Here is a 22,250-nt window from a genome sequence, read left to right as displayed (position 1 = left end):
ATTCATTTTCCGAAATCCGTATCTTTCGAGCCTTAAAATTTCTAAATATGTATTCCTCTAAAATTACTGGTGTTGGGCATTATGTACCAGAAAATATTGTTACAAACGACGATCTTTCAAAATTGATGGACACAAATGACGCTTGGATTCAAGAACGAACTGGTATCAAAGAACGTCGTCATATAAAAAAAGGTGACGGAAACTCTACATCTGTAATGGGAGTAAAAGCTTCAAAAATAGCTATTGAACGTGCTGGATTGACTCCTGATGATATTGATATGATTGTATTTGCGACTTTAAGTCCAGATATGTATTTTCCTGGAGGTGGTGTTCAAGTTCAAGAAATGTTAGGTATGCGTACAATTCCTGCATTAGATGTTCGTAACCAATGTAGTGGGTTTGTTTATTCGGTTTCAGTTGCAGATCAATTTATTAAAACAGGAATGTACAAACACGTTTTAGTTATTGGTGCTGAAAACCATAGTGGTGGATTAGACATGACAACTAGAGGTAGAGGTGTTTCTGTAATTTTTGGTGACGGTGCAGGAGCAGTTGTTATTTCAAGAAACGAGAGTAATTCTGCGGGTATTTTATCTACTCACTTGCATAGTGAAGGAAAACATAAAGATGAGTTAGCACTTCAAGGACCAGCGACTGACCATTGGGTTCCAGAAATTATTGCAGAAAATGATCAAGAAAATATTCCGTACTATCCACATATGAATGGACAGTTTGTTTTTAAACACGCCGTTGTTCGTTTCTCTCAAGTTATAATGGAAGGTCTTGAAGCGAATGGACTAGCAACTACAGATATTGATATGTTTATACCACATCAAGCTAATTTGCGTATCTCTCAATATATACAGAAGAAAATGGGAGTGCCAGATGAAAAGGTGTTTAATAATATTCAAAAATATGGTAATACAACTGCAGCTTCAATTCCAATAGCTTTATCTGAAGCTTGGGAAGCTGGAAAAATTAAAGATAATGACCTTGTGGTACTTGCTGCTTTTGGTAGTGGATTTACTTGGGGTAGTGTAGTGATGCGGTGGTAATTTTTCACTGTATTATACAAAATAATAAAAAGCTGTTTTCTTAAAAGAAAGCAGCTTTTTTGCTAAAAAAATAATTTTCTATGTGTTTTAATTTTATTGAAATATTCAAAAAAAAACTGTAATGGTACTACACACAGTGGCTATTTTTCTTTTCATAGATAATTAATAAACGTAATTCAAAATTATCTGAAACTGCTAATTTCTGAAATACCCTTTATGGGGTATTTATATAAAAACAGATACCCTTCAATTTCTAGTAAATTGAAGGGCATCTTAACTTAAACAAACCTAAATATAAAGTCTTAAAATTGTAGAGGGCTAATTCAAATAATTATAATTCTTAATAAGGTATTTTTATATATAGACGACACACTTTAAGTAAACGTTTCATTTATTATCATATTTAACTTTTATATAACATTTCAGTTTTAATAAAAGAAAGGTTTAGTACAATGTCACTAATAAAAAACGCCTCCAAAATCTAGAATTTTGGAGGCGTAACTTCATTGCAATTATTAACACTAACCATCAACGTAAAATTTCTTGCAATAAAGTAGAAACGTTTCTATGTAATAGACGGTTTATTACCCATCCTGTTACACTTGTTTTTATATTTAACATTATTTAAGATAAATAATTAATTATCTGCTGTAATTTTCCCTTCTGAAATATTACATATGAAAAAGAAAACACTAGTTATTGGAGCGAGTTTAAAAACTGATAGATATTCTAATATTGCCATCAACAGACTGAAAAGTTATAATCACGAAGTTGTAGCAATAGGATTAAGAGAGGGTGAAGTTGCAGGCGTTTCAATTACTAAAGAAAAAGAACTCTTTACTGATATTGACACAGTAACTTTATATTTAAATCCAAAACGTCAGGGAGAATATTACGAATATATAATTTCATTAAAACCAAAGCGCGTTATATTTAATCCAGGAACAGAAAACCCAGAATTTTATTCCATCCTAAAAGAGAACAGCATTGAAAGTGAAGTTGCTTGTACGTTAGTGCTTCTTGGTACTAATCAATATTAGCCCAAGCGTTGTTAGGAATCCGTTTAGAATTAGAATGAAAAATCCAAATTCAAACTGAAATAATTCTTTACTAAAATAGCTTATAGCAAATCCTAAAACGGGTGCAATAATGGCAACCCAAGGAACTAATTTATCTTTTACTTTGGTTTCAGAAAACAAACCAAAAGCATATAATCCAAGTAGTGGCCCATACGTATAACCAGCAAAAGTAAAGAGTTTGGTAATAACTGAAGCATCACCAATAACATAGTTGAAAAATACAATCACAAAAAGCAATACAAAGGACATCACAATATGAACCTTCTTTCGAATTTTGATTTGTGTAGCTTCAGAGTGTTTTTTCTCTATATCTAAAATGTCAATACTAAACGATGTTGTTAATGAGGTAAGAGCGCTATCTGCACTAGAGTAGGCAGCAGCAATTAAACCAAGTAAAAAGAAAACGGCAAGCCCAATACCCAATCCTCCGTCTACGGCAATTGTAGAGAAAAGTTTGTCTTTTACTGCATCTATACCTTCTTGTTGCGCGTAAAGAGTCAATAATAACCCTAAGCCTAAGAAAATTATATTTACAATTGTTAAAACAATTGTAAACCAAAATACATTTTTTTTCGCGTCTTCTAAGTTACGACACGTCAAATTCTTTTGCATCATATCTTGGTCTAAACCAGTCATCACAATGGCAATAAAAGCACCACTAATAAATTGTTTGAAGAAATAATTACCGCTTTTATAGTCATCAAAAAAGAAAATTTGAGACATATTACTTTCGGCAATTTTATCGAAAATTCCCATTCCTGAAACACCTAGTCCCTCAGCAACGTAATAAATACCAACTCCTAATGCAACAAGCATAAATAGGGTTTGTAAAGTATCTGTCCATACAATAGTTTTAATTCCGCTTTTAAAAGTATATAGCCAAATAAGTAAAATTGTAATAGAAACAGTCACCCAAAAAGGCACACCATCCATCCCAAAAAAGGGTATTTTATCAAACACTAAATCTTGTAAAACTATAGCGACCAAATACAGTCTAAAACTAGCACCTACAATTCTTGAAAGTAAAAAAAATGAAGCTCCAGTTTTATAGGACGCAATACCAAAACGACCTTCCAAATAAGCATATATAGAGGTGAGGTTTAATCGATAATACAATGGGAGTAATACAAGTCCTATTACTGCATAACCTACGGTATATCCTAAAACAACTTGAAAATATCCAAAACTATTTGCAGCTACAGCACCAGGAACCGAAATAAATGTCACACCACTTAGGGATGCACCAATCATTCCAAAAGCAACTAAATACCAAGGTGATTCTTTGCCAGCCTTAAAAAAATCTGCATTGCTACCTCCTCGATTTGTTAAATAGGAGATAATTAGTAATAACCCGAAATAACCTGCGATGAGTCCAATAATTTGTAATGGTTGCATACGATTTAATAGTAGATTTATTTTATGAGCTGTAAATTTACATTTTAAAGCCAAATAGAATTAAACTAAGGAAATTTTATTTTGATTGACGATATTTTAGCAATTTTTAAAACTATTTTTTTTACTATTAATATTTCATTCTGAAAGTTTAATACCATTGTTTAATGGACACATTTTTTTATCTTGCAGGCAATGGATTTCTCTTCAAAATTATTAGAAAATGCAGTTAACGAAATGTCGCAACTCCCTGGAATTGGTAAGCGTACAGCTCTTCGATTAGTGCTTCATTTATTAAAGCAACCTGCACAACAAACCGAAAATTTAGCTACGGCAATACAACAAATGCGCGAGCTAGTTAATTTTTGTTCTAACTGCCATAATATTAGTGATACAGCCTTATGCGAAATTTGCGCAAGCCAAAACCGCAATGCTAAAATTGTATGTGTTGTAGAAGATATTCGCGATGTAATGGCTATTGAAGCTACTAGTCAGTATCGTGGGCACTACCACGTTTTAGGTGGCAAAATTTCACCAATGGATGGAATAGGACCACACGATCTTACCATAAACTCTCTAATTCAAAAAATTGAAGAAGGTAAAATTGAGGAGTTGATCTTTGCATTAAGTTCAACAATGGAAGGTGATACTACAAATTTCTATATCTTTAAGCAAATTGAAGGATTCAATATAATTACAACAACTATTGCCCGTGGAATCTCAGTAGGGGATGAGCTTGAATATGCAGATGAGGTGACCCTAGGTAGAAGTATTGTAAACAGAATTCCTTTTGAAAACTCTCTAAAAAACTCTTAGCCTTTTGAAAATATCTATCGTAATTCTTAATTACAATGTGCGCTATTTTCTAGAGCAATGCATCTTAACTTGTCAAAGAGCAATTACTAATATTGATGCCGAAATTTTAATTATTGACAACAACTCACCAGATGATAGTTGTGCGATGGTAAAAGAGAAGTTTCCAAAACTCACTTTAATTGAAAATAAAGAAAATGTTGGTTTTAGTAAAGCTAACAATCAAGCTGTTGATGTAGCTAAAGGAGAATACGTTCTTATATTAAATCCTGATACAGCAATAACTGAGTCGAGTATTAGAGAAGCATTAATTAAAGCCGAAAGTTTAAGTAATTTAGGAGCTTTAGGTTGTTATTTAATGGATGGTACTGGTGCCTTTCTACCAGAAAGTAAAAGAAACTTACCAACTCCTAAAGTTTCTGTTTTAAAGATGGCTGGATTCACAAAACAATATTACACCAGTCATATTTCCGAAGAAAACGAAGGAATGGTTTCTGTTTTGGTAGGTGCTTATATGTTGATGAAACGCTCCGTTTACCTTGAAGTGGGAGGCTTTGATGAAGACTACTTTATGTACGGAGAAGACATTGATCTTAGTTATAAATTAACTAAGGCTGGATACAACAACTATTACTATGGTAGTGTTAAAACATTACACTATAAAGGAGAAAGCACTACTAAAAATAAAGAATATTTAAAGCGTTTTTACGGCGCAATGAATATATTTTATAATAAGCATTTTCAAACAAATAAGCTGTTTGATGTTTTTGTACAGATTGGGATTAAGCTAGCATCTAACTCACACCGAACTGTAAGTGAGGCTAATATGGAGTATGCTGGTATTCAATCATCTTACGTACTTACGGAAAACTTAACTTTATTTGGTAAAATCTCTAAAGTTTTACCATTAGAACTTCACGCATCGTCTAAAAGTATGTTGCAGGATAGTTTATATGAAAAATCACTTTTTGTATTTGATACTGAGTATCTAAGCTATGATCAAATTTTTAAAGCAATGACCCAATTAAAGGGTAGAGGAAACATTTTTAGAATCCGCCCACCTGGTTGTAATTTTCTGTTAGGCAGTGATCGAAGTGATGAAAAAGGATCGGTTACGGTTTTTTGATAATTTTACATGTATTCAACATAAAAATTAGGTATTTTTGCACCGGAAAAAGAAAACGTTATATCGCATAAACTATGGCTAGATTTGAATTAAAACTACCCAAAATGGGAGAGAGTGTTGCTGAAGCTACAGTAACAAACTGGTTAAAAAGTGTTGGAGATACCATCGAAGCTGATGAGGCGGTTCTAGAAATCGCAACAGATAAAGTAGATAGTGAAGTTCCTAGTGAAGTAGATGGTGTGCTTGTAGAAATACTTTTTGAAGCAGACGCCGTTGTACAAGTAGGTGAAACTTTAGCCATCATAGAAACTGAAGGTGATGCTTCTTCTACACAAGCTCCAGTAGCAAGTGAAGAAAAAACAAGTGCTCCAGCTGATACAAATGTAGCTGCTGTTGAAAAAACAGTAACTGCAGCGAAAGATCAAGTTGCTCCTGTTGTAAGTTCAGGTGATCGTTTTTACTCTCCTTTAGTTAAAAAGATAGCAAGTGAAGAAGGAATTGATCAGGCCGAATTAGACGCTATTCCTGGTACAGGAAAAGATGGTCGAGTTTCAAAGAATGACATTCTAGATTACTTAAAAAATAGAGGTGCTACTCCAGCTCAAGCTGCTACTGAGTCTACAACTACATCAACTAAGCCGGCTACAGCTAAAGTTGCTGCTCCGGTTTCAGTAAATGGAGGAGATGAGGTTATCGAAATGACAAGAATGGGTAAATTAATTGCTCATCATATGGTAGAAAGCGTACAGACTAGCGCACACGTACAGTCATTTATTGAAGCAGATGTTACAAAAATATGGAACTGGCGTAAAAAAGTTAAAAACGAATTTGCTAAACGAGAAGGTGAGAACTTAACTTTCACTCCAATCTTTATGGAAGCCGTAGCAAAAGCCTTAAAAGAGTTTCCAATGATGAATATTGCTGTTGATGGCGATAAAATAATCAAACGTAAAAATATAAATCTTGGTATGGCTGCTGCTTTACCTGATGGAAATTTAATAGTACCGGTTATTAAAAATGCCGATCAGCTTAACCTTGTAGGGATGAGTAAAGCGGTAAATGATTTAGCTGGGCGTGCTAGAGGTGGGGCTTTAAAGCCTGATGATATTCAAGGTGGAACTTATACTGTTACTAATGTAGGTACTTTTGGTAGTATTATGGGAACTCCTATTATAAATCAACCACAAGTAGGTATTCTTGCTCTTGGTGCAATTAGAAAAGTGCCAGCGGTAATTGAAACTCCAGATGGTGATTTTATTGGTATTCGTTACAAGATGTTCTTATCTCACAGTTATGACCATAGAGTTGTAAATGGAGCTTTAGGAGGACAATTTGTTAAGAAAGTAGCAGATTACCTAGAAGGATGGGATGAAAATAGAGAAATTTAATTTTATATTAAATTCAGATTTATAAAAAACCCCAATCAACATTTGTTGATTGGGGTTTTTGCTTTACTTCAATATTTTTATTGATATTCCTCTAGCATATGCATTACCTCTTCAGGTGACATATATAGCTTACGAAGTTTTGCTTTATATGTTTCTGAAATATCAGCATGATCAAGAATGAAGTTTTTAGTTTTCAATATATAATTTCCCATACCGTGCTTTATCGCAAAGGTATCAGCAGATCTTTCAACTTCTTGTATATGTGATTTTGAGAATAAATATTTTGCTCCAAAAATCAACATTCCCATATTCGAGCGTGATCGATAATCCATTACATGTCCAAGTTCGTGACCAAGCCACCCAATCATTACCTCACTTGGTACGTCATCAATTGACATTTCCTCTGTATCAATTTGAATTTTTCGGCTTATTTTAATAACATAACTTCTGTTTTTTCTATTTCTAAAAAAACTTCCAAAAGTAGGTTGTGCTTGCATTGTTGACTTTTTGATATTGTCTTTAAATACAAATTCAATTTCACAATCTTTCAACTCTGGATAAAAGGATAATGCCTTTAAAGTTTCAGATTTAATTGATTCTGGAATTATTTTATTAGATAAATTGATTTCAGTTGCTGCTATCATAGTAAAGGGAAGATAAATAAACAAGAGTGCTATGTGTGTTAATGACTTTGTAAAATATCTCATTTCTAGCTTATTTCTTCTAAAGATTTTTGAAGTACCTTAATTTTATCTCTCAATTTAGCAGCCATCATAAAGTCTAATTCTTTCGCCGCTTTCTCCATGGCTTTACGAGTATCTCTAATTTTCTTTTCGGTTTGTGGTCTTGTTAAATATTGATCTTCTGGTTCAGCAGCAGATAATGTTTCGGCAGTTTCAAAAGTATATGCTTCCTGTTTAGATTTTGTTAGCGCATTGTCAAATGATTTTTTTATTGCTGTAGGAGTAATGTTGTTAGCTTTATTGTAGGCCATTTGTTTGCTTCTTCGATATTCAGTTCCATCGATTGTCATTTGCATACTTTTAGTGATTTTATCTGCATACATAATAGCTTTTCCATTTAAGTTTCGGGCTGCACGACCTACCGTTTGAGTAAGGGATCGGTTACTTCTTAGAAAACCTTCTTTGTCAGCGTCAAGTATTGCGACTAAGGAAACTTCGGGTAAATCGAGTCCTTCTCTTAATAGGTTTACACCTACAAGAACATCGAAAATTCCCATTCTTAAATCTTGCATAATTTCTACTCGCTCTAGCGTATCTACGTCGCTATGTATATATCTAGTTCGTACGTTGACACGTTCTAAATATTTAGTAAGTTCTTCAGCCATTCTTTTAGTAAGCGTTGTAACTAAAATACGTTCGTCGAGTTCAATACGTTGATGAATTTCTTCTAATAAATCATCTATTTGATTTAAACTAGGTCTCACTTCAATAGGTGGGTCTAATAAGCCTGTAGGTCGAATGATTTGCTCTACAAATACACCTCCGGTTTTTTCAAGTTCGTAATCTGCTGGAGTTGCACTCACATAAATTACTTGGTTTTGCATTGCTTCAAATTCCTCAAATTTTAACGGTCTATTATCCATTGCAGCGGGAAGTCTAAAACCATACTCAACTAGGTTTTCTTTTCGAGATCTATCTCCACCATACATTGCACCCACTTGTGGAACACTTACGTGACTTTCATCTACAATCATTAAATAGTCGTCAGGAAAAAAGTCTAACAAACAGAAAGGTCTAGTTCCTGGCATACGTCCATCAAGGTAACGAGAGTAATTTTCAATACCACTGCAATACCCTAATTCTCTAATCATTTCAAGATCAAAGTTTGTTCTTTCGTCAAGTCTTTTAGCTTCTAAGTGTTTTCCTATTTCTTTAAAATAATCTACTTGTTTTACCAAGTCATCTTGTATATTTCTAATAGCTCCTTGTAATACATCTGGCGAAGTAACGAACATATTTGCAGGGTAAATGCGAAGTTGTTCGTACTTTTCAATAACGCTATTATTTATTGGGTCGAAAGCTTCAATATCTTCAATTTCGTCTCCAAAAAAGTGAATTCTAAAAGCGTTATCGGCATATCCAGGAAATACATCTACTGTATCACCTTTAATACGGAAGCTACCGTGATTAAAATCGGCTTCAGTTCTAGAATATAATGCTTGTACTAATTGGTGAAGTAATTTGGTACGTGATATAATTTGACCTTTAGCAACTTCAATTACATTTTTCTGAAATTCTACCGGGTTACCAATTCCATATAAACAAGATACAGAAGCTACAACAATTACATCGCGACGTCCCGAAAGTAGGGAAGAAGTTGTGCTTAATCGCATCACTTCAATTTCCTCATTTATAGAAAGATCTTTTTCAATATAAGTTCCACTAGTTGGAATGAAAGCTTCTGGTTGGTAATAATCATAATAGGAAACAAAATATTCAACGGCATTGTTTGGAAAGAATGTTTTGAACTCCTGATACAGTTGGGCTGCTAATGTTTTATTATGAGCTAACACCAAAGTAGGTTTTTGTGTTCTTTCAATTACATTAGCTACTGTAAATGTTTTTCCACTACCTGTAACCCCTAAAAGCGTCTGGTATTTTTCGTTGTTGTTAATACCTTCAACTAAGGATTTAATTGCTGCAGGTTGATCACCCGTTGGGCTAAATTCTGATTCTACTTTGAATTTCATACAACTCAAAAATACGCATTATAAAAGCGTTCTTTTCTTAAAATATTCTCAAATAGTTAGAGTTTTAATATTCTAATATTTCAGAATTAAAATTATTCAAACTTATTTACTCCAGCAGTAAGTCTAGCTTTTTTTACTTCCATTTTTTTGAGAATATAATCAGGATAATGGCTAGGGTCTTCAGCGTCATAGGTACTTATGCGCTCGTTTGGATTGGGCTGTAATAGTTCATTTTGTTTTTTACCCAGAATAAGTCCTGCAGTTTGAACTCCGCTATAACTTGCGCCAGCAACACCATGTGCTGCGATACTTGCTCCACATAGATATAAATTTTCTATTTCACTTTTCGGCTTAAAGGCAAAAGGCCCAATGTGCTTCAACGTTTTCTCTGTACCGTAAACACCACCTTTAGTAGAATTTACATAATATTTATTTGTTATAGGGGTTCCAAGTTCTTTGTGTACAATATGTTCTCTAATATTTGGGATAGCTTTTTCTAGCGTTATTAACATTTTTTCCGTGCACATTTCTTTAAATTCTAAATACGCTTTAGAGCGTTTTAAATCTTCATTTTCAAAGCGTTTAAATGAATCATAACCTATGAACGTAATAACTTCAAAGGTGTGGTAGCGTCCATCAAAACTTGGAGGGTCTTTCAAAGTAGTGCAACTAATAAATATTCCTTTAAAATCTTTTATATCTTCGATGTTAGTTTCCTGCATTTCGCGGAAATTTTCATTCATATCACCATCGTCAAGCATCCAAATGTTTCCTGAATCGATTCCTGCAGCTCTCACATCCATATCAACCGTTAAAAACAACATTAATGAAGTACAAGAGTATGATGTTTTTTCTAGTTTTTTAAGTATTTTTTGCGATAGGTTTTCGCGCCCAACTAGTTTGTTATATGTGATTCCTGGATCTGCATTAGAGATTACTCTATGAGCTTTTATCTGTGTGCCATTATTTAGTTGAACTCCAATTGCTTTTTTAGTTTTACCAGAATTTTCAAGTAGAATGTGATCTACATAAGCTTTAGTTTTAACGGTGCTTCCGTATTTTTTAATGGCATTAGTCATTGCTTTTATAATAGCGCCACCACCGCCCATTGGGTAGTATCCACCTTTAAAATAATGATTCATTAAAGCAGCGTGTAAAATAAAACTCGCACGTTTAGGTTCAACACCATGGTCACCGTATTGAATGTTTAAAAAGTCTTTAAGTAATGGATCTTTTATATGCCAATCAATAACTCTTTGCAAACTAAATAAACCATATTTTCCCATATGTTTGGTGCGAAATGGAATTGTAACTTTGTCCCAAAAAGTTTTAACTTCAGGGATTAAGCTTAACTCATAGCTTACTTTTTTTACAAGGTCTAAGTATTTTTTGATGCCTTTGGCTTCGTGTGGGAATCGTTCTTGTAATCTTGTGATTAATTCTTCGTGAGTGGATGGATAGTCGAATCGTTCGTTACCAATCCAGCAATGCTCGTAAGCATCTTCTCGCATTTTGAAAAAAGTAAGTTCACTACCTATACCTAAACCTTCGTATAGATCGCTTGTAGAGTTTCCGGTGCCATCTGTACCACATAAACCTACGTAATGAACACCTGGTGTAAATCTATATCCATTTAAATAAAAACTATGACACCAACCGCCAGGAACGTCGTGCTGTTCAAGAACAAGTACTTTTTGTCCTTCGCGAGCTAAGCAAATTGCGGCAGATAACCCGCCTGCACCAGAGCCAATGATAATTGTATCGTAATGCTGGTCGTAAACATTTTTATTCATCGAAAAAGTATGAATCTCAAAGTTAGCGGTTATTTGTATAACAAAAAAAGCGCAACCTATATGGTTGCGCTTTTTACATCTAAATGTGTTACTAGTTTCTAGTTACCTTCTTCAGATAAGTTTTTCATTTCATCTTCAATCATTTCGTAGAATTGATCAATTTTAGGTAAAATTAAAATCTTAGTTCTACGGTTTGTTGAACGACTTTGTGCATCTGTGTTAGGTACAAGTGGAATGTACTCGCTACGTCCAGCAGCAATTAATTGTTCAGGCTTAACCCCTAATGCTTGTAGTTCACGTACAATTGAAGTAGCACGTTTGACACTTAAATCCCAGTTGTCAAGTAAAATACTTCCATTGTAAGGTACATTATCAGTATGACCTTCAACCATTGCTTCAAAATCTGGCTTACTGTTAATAACAGTTGCAACTTTTCCTAAAATTTCTTTAGCACGATCTGTAACTGTATAGCTTCCAGTTTTGAATAAAACTTTGTCACTTAATGAGATAAATACAACGCTCTTTTCAACATTGATTTCAATATCTGGATCATTAAGTCCAACCTCTTTTTTCAAGCTAGTTACTAAAGCTAGCGTTACACTATCTTTTTTAGTAAGTGCATCTTGTAAGCGGTTAATTTTAAGATCTTTTTCTTTTAAACTTTCTAAAGATTTTTCAAGATTAGTAGCTCCTTGCGAAGTAAGAACTGTCATATCCTTTGAAGTAGAAATTAAGTTTTCATTAGATAATTTTAAATCAGCAATACGCTCTTCTAACGATTTAATTCTTGTATTTGCCGAAGCACGATCTTGCTCACAGCTATTCAATTTTACAGTAGCTGTGTTGAGTAAATCTTTATTTTTTTGATAGTTAGCTTCCAATTCTTGGTATTTCTTTTTTGCTACACAAGAAGGAAATAGAAATGCGCCACAAAGGGCTAAAATCATCAGTTTTTTCATAATATTTATTGTTTTAAAAACGTGCTCAAAGCTATTAAAAGTGTTAACCAAATCAAACGGTTTAACAATAATTTAATAGATGAATTATTAATTAAATTATATTGATTATCAGTGTTTTAAAATTTCAATTCTTTAAATATACGGCGATTTTTCACAAAATACTGCCATACAATACTTCCTAATTTATTATACTGAAAGTTTCTAGATGAATTTTTTCTCTTTTTATAGAAAGACGGTGCCATACTGTAAAACATTACATGTGCTTTAAAAATAGCTCCAAAATGACCAAAGTCTCCTTTTGTTAAAAAACGAAATGCTGCAACACCATCGAGAAGCATTCTTATAAATAAAGTTGTAAAAACAGATGGCCCATTTATGTTTTTTAGCATTATTAGTAAGGAGTTCCTGAAATTAAAATAGGTTTTTTTAGGGTTTGAACTTGATAAAGTTGCTCCGCCTACGTGGTAAACGTTGCTAGTTCCAATATAGTTTACCTCACCTCCATTTTTTTGTAATCGCCAGCATAAATCTATTTCTTCTTGGTGAGCAAAAAGTGATTCGTCAAAACCATTTTGTTCTTTAAAGGATTTGTTTGTAATAAATAAACAGGCTCCAGTCGCCCAAAATATTTGTAGTATGTCATTATACTGTCCTTCATCCTTTTCCAAGGTATCAAATATTCTACCTCTACAAAATGGATAACCATATTTGTCTATAAATCCACCTGCTGCACCTGCATATTCAAAATAAGCTTTGTTTTTATAATCTAATACTTTTGGTTGAGCGGCAACTAGATTTTTGTTAGATTTAAATTGAGCTATAACAGGTGTTAGCCAATTCTTAGTCACCTCAACATCACTATTTAAAAGAACAAATAAATCTTCGGTTAAATCACTAAGTGCATCATTATAGCCTTTTGCATAGCCTCCATTTTCTTTATTCTTAATAATCTTGACGTCTGGAAAATTTCGGTTTAAAAAATTTAGGCTAGTATCTGTCGAGGCATTATCTGCAACGTAAATTGTCGCCTCTTTAGAAAATGCTATTACGCTTGGCAAAAACTTTGCAAGCAAGTCTACACCATTCCAATTTAAAATAACTACGGCTGTTGTCATAAATTAGTTTGTTGCGTTATTAAGAGTGTATTTTGGTAAGTTTTCTAAAAAAGCATAGCGCTGTTCTTCGTAGTCCATTCTGCAAAAGTAATGTTCTAGCCCGTTAGTAATCATTAAAAAGGATGATTGTAAAGCAAAGTTATAGCGTGCAATTTGGTCAAAAGTACTTTGGGTAATTTTTACTTTGGGTGCTTTACATTCCACTATAATATGAAGGCTTCCGTCGCTATTGTAGACTACTATGTCGTATCTCTTTATAGTGTCATGTACTTTTATTTGTTTTTCAACATTAATTAGAGATTGCGGAATGTTGAGTTCTTGTATAAGGTATTGTAAGGTATGCTGGCGAACCCATTCCTCAGGAGTGAGAACGAGAAACTTTTTTCGGATGACATCAAAAATCAGTGGTTTGTTTTCCCTATTTTTGAATCGAAACGAGTATTCTTTAAAGTTGAGTTCTTGCATTGCTGTAAAGGTAGGAAGAAAGAACGATTTTCTTGCTTTGGAATTGTTTATGAGTTTGATATTTCAGAATTAAAAAAATAGTGAAAAGCCCATGTCTTCAGTCGATACTAAAAAAATTATTACAAGCATAAAGCAAGGAGATCTTAAACCTATCTATTTTTTAATGGGTGAGGAGGCTTTTTTTATTGATACAATTTCAGATTATATTGAAGATACTGTGTTAACTGAAGAGGAGAAGGGGTTTAATCAAACGGTTTTTTATGGTCGTGATGTTACAATTGATGATATTGTAGGGAGTGCAAAGCGTTTTCCTATGATGGCTGAACGCCAGGTAATTATTGTGAAAGAAGCTCAGGATTTATCTCGAACTATTGAAAACTTAGTTAGTTATGTAGAAAACTTGCAACCAACTACAGTGCTAGTTTTGTGTTATAAATATAAGAAATTAGATGCTCGTAAAAAACTAGCCAAAGCCATTAAAAAGGTTGGTGTGTTAATGGAAAGCAAGAAAGTCTATGACAACCAAATTCCTAAATGGATTGAGAGTACGTTGTCAGTTCAGGGGCATAGTATTACCCCTAAAGCTTCAGCAATGCTTGCTGAATATTTAGGGACAGATTTAGGTAAAATCAATAATGAGCTCAATAAATTACGCTCTGTAATTGCAAAGGGTGCGCAAATTACGCCTGAGTTAGTGGAAGAGAATATTGGTATTAGTAAAGATTATAATAGCTTTGAGTTAATTAAAGCAATAGGGTCAAAGAATATTAAAAAAACATTTGCAATTGCGCAATATTTTGAACATAACCCAAAGAGCAATCCTTTAGTGATGACAATTGCGACCTTATATGGGTTTTTCTCTAAAATGCTAAAATATCACGCTGTTTCAAATAAAGACAATGCTGCAAAAGCTTTAGGAGTTAGTCCTTACTTTATTAACGATTATCATACTGCTGGACGTAACTTCAATATGAGAAAAGTGAGTATGATAATTACTTATCTACACGAAACGGATGTAAAAAGTAAAGGAGTGGGGTCAAATGCTAGTAACAGCGATTTGTTGAAAGAGTTATTAATCAAAATTTTTAGTTAGAAGAATCTCTTCGGAAATTTCAAAGGTTTTGCATTAGCTATTTAATAATATAGATAATAAATATAGAAAATAGCATAATGAATAAGAAGCCAATCCTTCCATTCCAATTTTGATCTAAGACTTCTTTCAAAGTGTACTTGTTTTTTAAAAATAGCCACCTTATAAAAGCATCAAGTTTAATGATGCTTTTAAAAAGTATTTCTTGTATAACTGTAGCGAAGAACTCCTCTATCAAAAGTCTAATCTACTTTCTATCTACACTATGTTTTCCAGGACCTAATAAAGCCACAGCAACAAAGCCAAATAAATAAAGTAATGCTTTCTCTTTTGTTCCAAGTGGATCTGCTCCGTGCACTATAAATGCAGCTACAGCCATTGTGATAATTACAGGAACACTTGCAAAACGAGTTCTATAACCTATAATAATTAGGAGTGGGCAAATTGCTTCGGCAATAACAGTTAAAATAAAAGAAGGAACAGAACCGATGCCAATAGGGTCACCAAATTCCATATTACCTTGTACTAGCTTCATTAATTTAGGAATACCGTGCGTAAGCATCATTCCGCTAAAAGCAACTCTTAAAAATAATAATCCAATGTGGTAGGTAGATGTCATGTGTGGGGAATTATAGTATTAGTTAGTTTAAAAAATAAAGAAACAAATAATATTGATAAGGAGCAAAAAATACCGTCCTATTTGATATTAGTAATTCTTAAATTTCAAGTTGTTTTGCTTCAATTAGCCCCTTTTTACATAAAGTTTACATTAAATTAAAAGTTAGGTAAATCCTGTTGTTGATAACCGCTTAAAGTTTCACATACACTTAAAGTTTAGCTAATACCGTGCAGAATAATTCGCTTTAATTTCGTGCCAACTTTAACCAACAAAAATCTTGAAATGAAGAAAATTACCTTTTTATGTGCACTATTTATAGGCGGTATGGCTTTTAGTCAATCTATTGAAATAGCAAGCACTAACTTTGAAGAGCCTGCATTAGGAACAAGTAACTACACAGATACTGGCGATGCCACAGTAGCTCACGACTTACTAAATAATGTAGATGAACCTTCAGTAAACTTTGCCGCTACTGCAACAGAAATTGGTTTTGCAGCAAGTTACATTCCTTATGATGTTCCAGGAGTAGGATTAACTGACGGAGATTATGTAGGAGTTACAGATTTTACAGGAGATGTAACAACCTTCACAAGTGGAACACAAGGATATCAATTATCAGATTTAGATGGAACAATGACCGTTGTTTTTGATGCTGTAGATTTTACAGGTTACGAAAATAACACAGTGTCTATAGATTATTTTATCAATGATACAGGATACGAAGGTAACGGTACTACAAATGACGAAGGCAATGATTTGTTTAGAATTTTTGTTAGAGATTTAACAAACAATACAGAAACGGATATTTTAAATACGCTTGGAAGTGATATAAATGATTTAATGATTGAAAACTCTTGGATTACAGGAACTGCAACTATCGCAAATGGTGCAAACGTTGAGTTAGTGGTACAAGCAAGAACAAATAGTGGTTCTGAAACTTTAATGATCGATACAATTTCATTTGAAGGAGAAGTAGCTACAGTGGTATTACCACAACTAGAAATTACCGAAATATTTTCAGGTCAAAGCGGAGATGATTTAACTGCAGATTGGTTTGAAATTAAAAATACAGGAACAACCGATTGGATTTCAGGAGTTGATGGAGATTTATATTATGATGACGAAAGTGCAGATGAAACCACAGCAGATATCATTTCAGGAGTAACTACAATTCCTGCTGGTGAAACTGCAATTGTTTTAGTTACAGGAGATATAGCAGACGTTGATGTATTTACATCAATCTGGGGTTCTGTAATAGACTTATCATCAACAGAAGTAGGTTTCACTGACGGAGCTGGATTAGGTGGCGGTGGCGATGCTGTTAACTTATGGATTGGATTACCAACTTCAATTAATACACCAGTTAATACAGGAGTTTATCCAGATACTAGTGTTAACGATGGGCAATCGTTTGATGTTGAATTGAGTGCTTTTAGTGTAGTTGGAAATGTAAATGGCGCAGTGGAAACTATTGCAACGGCAGGTTCTGCTGGCGATGTGCCCAATATTGGATCTCCAGGTAATGGAGTGCCAGTAACTATATCTCAAGTAGCTTTTAATACATCTTATATTTCAGTAAATGAAAATGATGGAGCAGTTAACATCGCTATTGAAATTTCTGAAATGCCAACAATAAATACAACTGTAGATGTTTCATTAGTAGGTGCAGGAACGGCAGTTGATGGGGCAGATTTTACATTTGGAACTACTCAAACCGTAAATTTCTCAGCTGGAAATATGGATGATCAAATAGTTACAATCAATATAACAGACAATACAATAGATAATAGTGACAAGTTTTTTGTTTTACAAATTGAAAACCCAACAAATGCTGAGTTAGGAATTAAGCAACTTTTTACGGTTTACATTTTAGATGATGATACACAAATACCTGCTGAAGACACAACACCATTAGATGCTAGCTTACTTTCAAGTTACTTAGTAGATGCAGACGGTACTGCTGAAATCGTAGCTTACGATAACGATAATCAGCAATTATTTGTTGTGAATGATTCTAAAATAAATGTATTAGATTTTACAGATCCAGCAAATATTACCGAAACTAGTTTTATTGATGTAACGTCCATTGGCGCATCTGCACAAAGTGTTGCGGTACAAAATGGTTTAGTAGCAATCGCTGTTGCAAATAACGATCCTGTTGCAAACGGTTTTGTAGTATTTAGAGATGCGTTGGGAGTTGAAACTCCTGTAGTTGTAGAAATAGGAGTATTACCAGATATGTTAGTTTTCTCACCTGATGGAACTAAATTATTAGTAGCTAATGAAGGACAGCCTAACGACGATTATTCAGTAGATCCAGAAGGTTCAGTAGCAATTATTGATGTTACAGGTGGACTTTCTGCTATCGATCAAGCTGATGTTACTTTAGTAAATTTTAATAATTATGATGGTCAAGAAACTTCATTAAATGCAAGTGGAATTAGAATATATGGTCCAGGTGCAACTGCATCTCAAGATTTTGAACCAGAATACATTGCAGTCTCAAACAACTCAGAAACGGCTTATGTGGTCTTACAAGAAAACAATGCATATGCTATTATTGATATAGCTTCAGGAACGGTTACCGATGTAAAATCATTTGGTTTAAAAGATCATTCACTTCCACAAAATTCAATTGATGTTAGTAATGATACTGATTTTGTTTTCAATGCAAATTGGCCTATAAAAGGTATGTATATGCCAGATGCAATCTCTTATTACAGTGTAGGTGGTGTAGATTATATTGTAACTGCAAACGAGGGTGATGCTAGAGAATATGATGCATTTGAAGAAGAAGTTAAAATAGGAGATTCAAACTATACTCTAGACCCAACAGTATTTAATGATTTAGATATTCTTGAATTAGAAGCTAACTTAGGTTCTATTAATGTAACTAGTGCTTCAGGAGATGCAGACAACAATGGTTTGTTTGAGGAGATTCACATATTTGGAGGTCGTTCTTTCTCAATATTTGAAGCAGCAACAGGAACTTTGGTTTATGATAGTGCAAACGACTTTGAAGTAATAACGGCTAACCACCCAGTGTACGGTGCTATTTTCAATGCAAGTAATAGTAATAACAATCTAAAAAACCGAAGTGACAATAAAGGACCAGAACCAGAAGGTGTTTTAGTTAAGGAAATTGAAGGTCAGTTTTACGCTTTTGTATTATTAGAGCGTATAGGTGGTGTCATGATTTACAATATTACAGATCCAACTTCTCCACAATTTTTACAATACTTAAACAATAGAGATGTTACTCCAGGTGGTGATGAAATGGGCGATCTTGGACCAGAAGGACTTGCTTTTGTAAGTGCAGAAGAAAGTGCTACAGGAATAGCATATATCGTTGTTGCTAATGAGGTGAGTGCAACTTTATCTGTGTACGCATTAAATAATGTAATCCTTGGGTTGAATAACTTTACTACTTCAGAAAATAATTTTGCTTTATATCCAAACCCTGCAAATGGCGATGTGTTTTTTAGTGCTCCTGGAAATTATAAAGTGTACGATATGTTAGGCCGAAATATGCTTTCGGTAACTAATGCAGCTTCATTAAACATTGCTTCATTGCCTACAGGGACTTATGTTGTGCAAAATGAAAATGGAGTTTCACAAAAGCTTATAGTTGAGTAATTAGTCAAATTAGTCTCTTTCTTAAACCCGTTCTTTGGTAGAATTTACCTTAGGGCGGGTTTTGTTTTATTCAAAAATAAAATATACAGTATAGATGAAAATGTACAAACTGTTGCTTTTGAAGCGGAGTGTAAGATATAGAATGAGTTAATTAATTAAGTCATATTTCGGCAATGTAAAATTTATTTAATAGTATTTTTGCAGCTATAACAACCTTTCAATGACAAAATTAAAAGCTTGGATTTCAGCTGCTAGATTGCGCACATTGCCTTTATCAATTTCAGGAATACTTGTCGCAAGTGCAGCGGCTTTATTTGAAAATGTTTTCAGTTTACATATTTGTATTCTAGCAATACTAACAACTGTTGGCTTTCAGGTATTGTCTAATTTTGCAAATGATTATGGTGATGGTGTAAAAGGGACTGATAATGCAGATAGAGTAGGGCCTAAACGTGCAATGCAAAGCGGACTATTAAAAGCGAAAGAGCTTAAAAAAGGAATGATTGTTACTGCCGCGATAACATTATTTCTTGCAAGTTTATTAATCTTTAGTGCCTTTGGTAACGAGCAATTTCTACTTTCTTTTATTTTCTTTAATTTAGGTATTGCAGCAGTAATTGCAGCAGTAAAATATACTGTGGGAAAAAGTGCTTACGGGTACAGAGCGATGGGAGATATTTTTGTTTTTATCTTTTTTGGACTTGTAGGTGTCATGGGCTGTTATTTTTTATTCAGTCAATCACTTTCAAATTATATTTTACTTCCAGCAATCACAATAGGGTTATTAAGTGTAGCGGTACTCAACTTAAATAATATGAGAGATCGTGTTCAGGACGAAAAAGTTAATAAACGTACGTTAGCAGTAGTGTTAGGTGCTGAAAAAGTAAAAATGTATCATACACTATTAATAATAGTAGCATTTATTGCTGCTGCCACATACTTGTATGTAACACAAAATAATTACTTGGCATTTATACCATTAATTGCTTTTATACCACTTTTTTTAAACATTGTAAAAGTTTATAAAACAACTAATCCAGAGTTATTAGATCCTGAATTGAAGAAGGTAGCTTTAAGCACATTTTTGTTTAGTATATTATTGTTAGCGACCGCTTTTATATAAACAATTTGGTACTACTTGAAGTGTATCTTTCGCAGTCAAAGCGAACTAATTATTGCTTCAAGATTATTCAGTAGCGATTCACTTTTTTTCCTTAATTTAGAATTCTCAAAACAGTTGATAATTCAGCTGAAAACCTATAAAAACAAACTGATACTGATGAAAATCACTTTTTTTGGACAGAATACACTTCAGATAGCACTTGTAGAAAAAACGATTCTGGTTGACCCTTTTATAACGGGGAACGATGCTGCTAAAAACAAAGTTGATATAATGGACCTTAAGGCCGATTATATTCTTTTAACGCACGCTCATCAAGATCACGTACTTGATGCTGAAGCTATTGCAAAAAACACAGGAGCTACTATTGTTAGTAATTATGAAATTGCAATGCATTATCAAGAAAAAGGATTTAACGTTCATCCTATGAATCATGGTGGTGCTTGGGAGTTTGATTTTGGCCATTTAAAACTTGTTAATGCTATACATTCAAGCACTTTTGCAGATGGAAGTAATGGAGGGTTACCTGCGGGTTTTATCCTTAAAGCAGATGATAAAACTATTTATATAGCAGGAGACACAGCGCTCACAATGGATATGAAGTTAATACCATTACATTACAAACTTGATTTAGCGATTTTACCTATTGGAGATAATTTTACTATGGGAATTGATGATGCAGTAATTGCGAGTGATTTTATTGAATGTTCTAATATACTAGGTGTTCATTATGATACTTTTGGTTACATTGAAATTGATCACGAAAAAGCTTATCGAACATTTAACGATGCTAAAAAGAAATTACATCTACTTGAAATAGGAGCCTCTTTAACAGTATAAATTATAGCATATTTGAAAGCTACATTCAAAAAACATACGCTAATTTTTAAAAGGCCTAGCGGTACTTCAAGAGGGGTTCTCAAAACAAAGGACACCTATTTTATCTTAATTAAGGATGAGGTGAATAAAGGCGTGGGAGAATGTGGCTTACTTCGTGGATTAAGTATTGATGATCGTCCAGATTATGAAGAAAAACTGCAATGGGTTTGTGATAATATTCATTTAGGAGAAAAAAAAATATTAAAGGAACTTGAGGAATTTCCTTCAATACAGATAGGTGTTGAAACGGCTTTTCTTTCTTTAGTTTCAAAAGATATGTTTTCCATTTTTCCTTCCGATTTTTCCCTCGGAAATGCTCCAATAGAAATTAATGGGTTAATATGGATGGGAGATGCGGCTTTTATGAAAAGTCAGATTTCAGAAAAATTAGAGCAAGGATTTAATTGTATCAAAATGAAAATAGGTGCAATTGATTTTAATACTGAAATTTCGGTTCTTGAAGATATTAGAAAACACTTTTCTAAAAACCAAATTGAATTACGGGTTGATGCAAATGGAGCTTTTAAAATTTCAGAAGCATTAGAAAAGCTAAAAACCCTTTCGGCTTTAGATATTCATTCAATTGAACAGCCTATAAAACAAGGTAATTGGATTGATATGGCTAAGCTATGTGAGCAAACGCCTTTACCAATTGCTCTTGATGAAGAACTTATAGGGATTTTTAAAATTTCAGAAAAACGAAAATTATTAGAAATTATTAACCCGCAATATATTATTTTAAAACCTTCATTTGTTGGTGGTTTTGCTGGGACTGATGAGTGGATTTCACTTGCAGATAGTCTTGGGATAGGATGGTGGATTACATCGGCGCTTGAAAGTAATATTGGTTTAAATGCTATTTCGCAATATACATTCACAAAAAATAGTAATTTGCCACAGGGTTTAGGTACTGGTAGCCTTTACACGAATAACGTGCCTTCACCTTTAACGGTTGAAAATGGCACAATCTTTTACGATACAACTAAAAACTGGGACTTCAATTTTTAA

18 protein-coding genes are annotated in these 22,250 nt (G+C 33.5%); 10 read left to right on the top strand and 8 right to left on the bottom strand.

The features are described 5' to 3' along the window. The first annotated feature begins 47 nt into the window (after window positions 1-47). Window positions 48-1,055 (top strand): 3-oxoacyl-ACP synthase III family protein, encoded by a 1,008-nt coding sequence (locus GBH57_RS11820; protein WP_151674696.1) that lies wholly within the window; start codon window positions 48-50, stop codon window positions 1,053-1,055. Between the two features lie 677 nt (window positions 1,056-1,732). After that, on the top strand, window positions 1,733-2,095 hold the full coding sequence (locus GBH57_RS11815; RefSeq protein WP_151674695.1) for a CoA-binding protein: 363 nt from the start codon (window positions 1,733-1,735) through the stop codon (window positions 2,093-2,095). Here GBH57_RS11815 and GBH57_RS11810 read toward each other — a convergent pair. Next, window positions 2,066-3,529, bottom strand: a complete 1,464-nt coding sequence (locus tag GBH57_RS11810; RefSeq protein WP_151674694.1) for a sodium:solute symporter — start codon at window positions 3,527-3,529, stop codon at window positions 2,066-2,068. The genes GBH57_RS11815 and GBH57_RS11810 overlap by 30 nt on opposite strands. A 192-nt stretch (window positions 3,530-3,721) precedes the next feature. On the opposite strand from GBH57_RS11810, the gene recR reads away from it, so the two are divergent. From recR to GBH57_RS11795, 3 genes are all read left to right on the top strand, one after another. Further along, entirely contained in the window at window positions 3,722-4,342 is a 621-nt protein-coding gene (gene recR, locus GBH57_RS11805) for a recombination mediator RecR (RefSeq protein WP_151674693.1), read from the top strand. A gap of 4 nt (window positions 4,343-4,346) precedes the next feature. Then, entirely contained in the window at window positions 4,347-5,465 is a 1,119-nt protein-coding gene (locus GBH57_RS11800; protein ID WP_151674692.1) for a glycosyltransferase family 2 protein, read from the top strand. Between the two features lie 74 nt (window positions 5,466-5,539). Next, on the top strand, window positions 5,540-6,853 hold the full coding sequence (locus GBH57_RS11795) for a dihydrolipoamide acetyltransferase family protein (protein WP_151674691.1): 1,314 nt from the start codon (window positions 5,540-5,542) through the stop codon (window positions 6,851-6,853). Between the two features lie 77 nt (window positions 6,854-6,930). On the opposite strand, the gene GBH57_RS11790 is transcribed toward GBH57_RS11795, so the two are convergent. The 6 genes from GBH57_RS11790 to GBH57_RS11765 form a co-directional block, all read right to left on the bottom strand. Next, window positions 6,931-7,497: a hypothetical protein gene (locus GBH57_RS11790; RefSeq protein ID WP_151674734.1), complete on the bottom strand. Its 567-nt coding sequence runs from the start codon at window positions 7,495-7,497 to the stop codon at window positions 6,931-6,933. Window positions 7,498-7,562: 65 nt separating this feature from the next. Beyond that, window positions 7,563-9,566, bottom strand: coding sequence for an excinuclease ABC subunit UvrB (uvrB, locus tag GBH57_RS11785; protein WP_151674690.1), 2,004 nt, complete (start codon window positions 9,564-9,566; stop codon window positions 7,563-7,565). Between the two features lie 92 nt (window positions 9,567-9,658). Continuing rightward, window positions 9,659-11,359, bottom strand: coding sequence for a phytoene desaturase family protein (locus tag GBH57_RS11780; RefSeq protein WP_151674689.1), 1,701 nt, complete (start codon window positions 11,357-11,359; stop codon window positions 9,659-9,661). Between the two features lie 98 nt (window positions 11,360-11,457). Continuing rightward, on the bottom strand, window positions 11,458-12,318 hold the full coding sequence (locus GBH57_RS11775; RefSeq protein ID WP_151674688.1) for an OmpA family protein: 861 nt from the start codon (window positions 12,316-12,318) through the stop codon (window positions 11,458-11,460). 116 nt (window positions 12,319-12,434) lie between these two features. Next, entirely contained in the window at window positions 12,435-13,433 is a 999-nt protein-coding gene (locus GBH57_RS11770; RefSeq protein ID WP_151674687.1) for a glycosyltransferase family 2 protein, read from the bottom strand. A 3-nt stretch (window positions 13,434-13,436) separates the two neighbouring features. Then, on the bottom strand, window positions 13,437-13,898 hold the full coding sequence (locus tag GBH57_RS11765; RefSeq protein ID WP_151674686.1) for a type I restriction enzyme HsdR N-terminal domain-containing protein: 462 nt from the start codon (window positions 13,896-13,898) through the stop codon (window positions 13,437-13,439). A gap of 91 nt (window positions 13,899-13,989) precedes the next feature. Here GBH57_RS11765 and holA point away from each other — a divergent pair, with 91 nt between their 5' ends. Continuing rightward, on the top strand, window positions 13,990-14,991 hold the full coding sequence (gene holA, locus GBH57_RS11760) for a DNA polymerase III subunit delta (RefSeq protein WP_151674685.1): 1,002 nt from the start codon (window positions 13,990-13,992) through the stop codon (window positions 14,989-14,991). A gap of 244 nt (window positions 14,992-15,235) precedes the next feature. Here the strand turns inward: holA and GBH57_RS11755 are convergent, their stop codons facing one another. Further along, window positions 15,236-15,607, bottom strand: a complete 372-nt coding sequence (locus tag GBH57_RS11755; RefSeq protein ID WP_151674684.1) for a DoxX family protein — start codon at window positions 15,605-15,607, stop codon at window positions 15,236-15,238. Window positions 15,608-15,889: 282 nt separating this feature from the next. Between GBH57_RS11755 and GBH57_RS11750 the strand changes: the two genes are divergently transcribed. The 4 genes from GBH57_RS11750 to GBH57_RS11735 all read left to right on the top strand — a co-directional run bounded on the left by GBH57_RS11750 (window position 15,890) and on the right by GBH57_RS11735 (window position 22,250). Beyond that, entirely contained in the window at window positions 15,890-19,243 is a 3,354-nt protein-coding gene (locus tag GBH57_RS11750; protein ID WP_151674683.1) for a choice-of-anchor I family protein, read from the top strand. Between the two features lie 220 nt (window positions 19,244-19,463). Further along, complete coding sequence (gene menA, locus GBH57_RS11745) at window positions 19,464-20,366, top strand: 1,4-dihydroxy-2-naphthoate octaprenyltransferase (protein WP_151674682.1); 903 nt, start codon at window positions 19,464-19,466, stop codon at window positions 20,364-20,366. A 156-nt stretch (window positions 20,367-20,522) separates the two neighbouring features. Further along, window positions 20,523-21,203, top strand: a complete 681-nt coding sequence (locus GBH57_RS11740) for a metal-dependent hydrolase (protein ID WP_151674681.1) — start codon at window positions 20,523-20,525, stop codon at window positions 21,201-21,203. Between the two features lie 12 nt (window positions 21,204-21,215). Next, window positions 21,216-22,250, top strand: coding sequence for an o-succinylbenzoate synthase (locus tag GBH57_RS11735; protein ID WP_151674680.1), 1,035 nt, complete (start codon window positions 21,216-21,218; stop codon window positions 22,248-22,250).

This window comes from Patiriisocius marinus (assembly GCF_008974325.1).
In the GTDB taxonomy this organism is placed as follows: Bacteria; Bacteroidota; Bacteroidia; order Flavobacteriales; family Flavobacteriaceae; genus Patiriisocius; species Patiriisocius marinus.
This window is presented reverse-complemented; position numbering and strand designations above follow the sequence as displayed.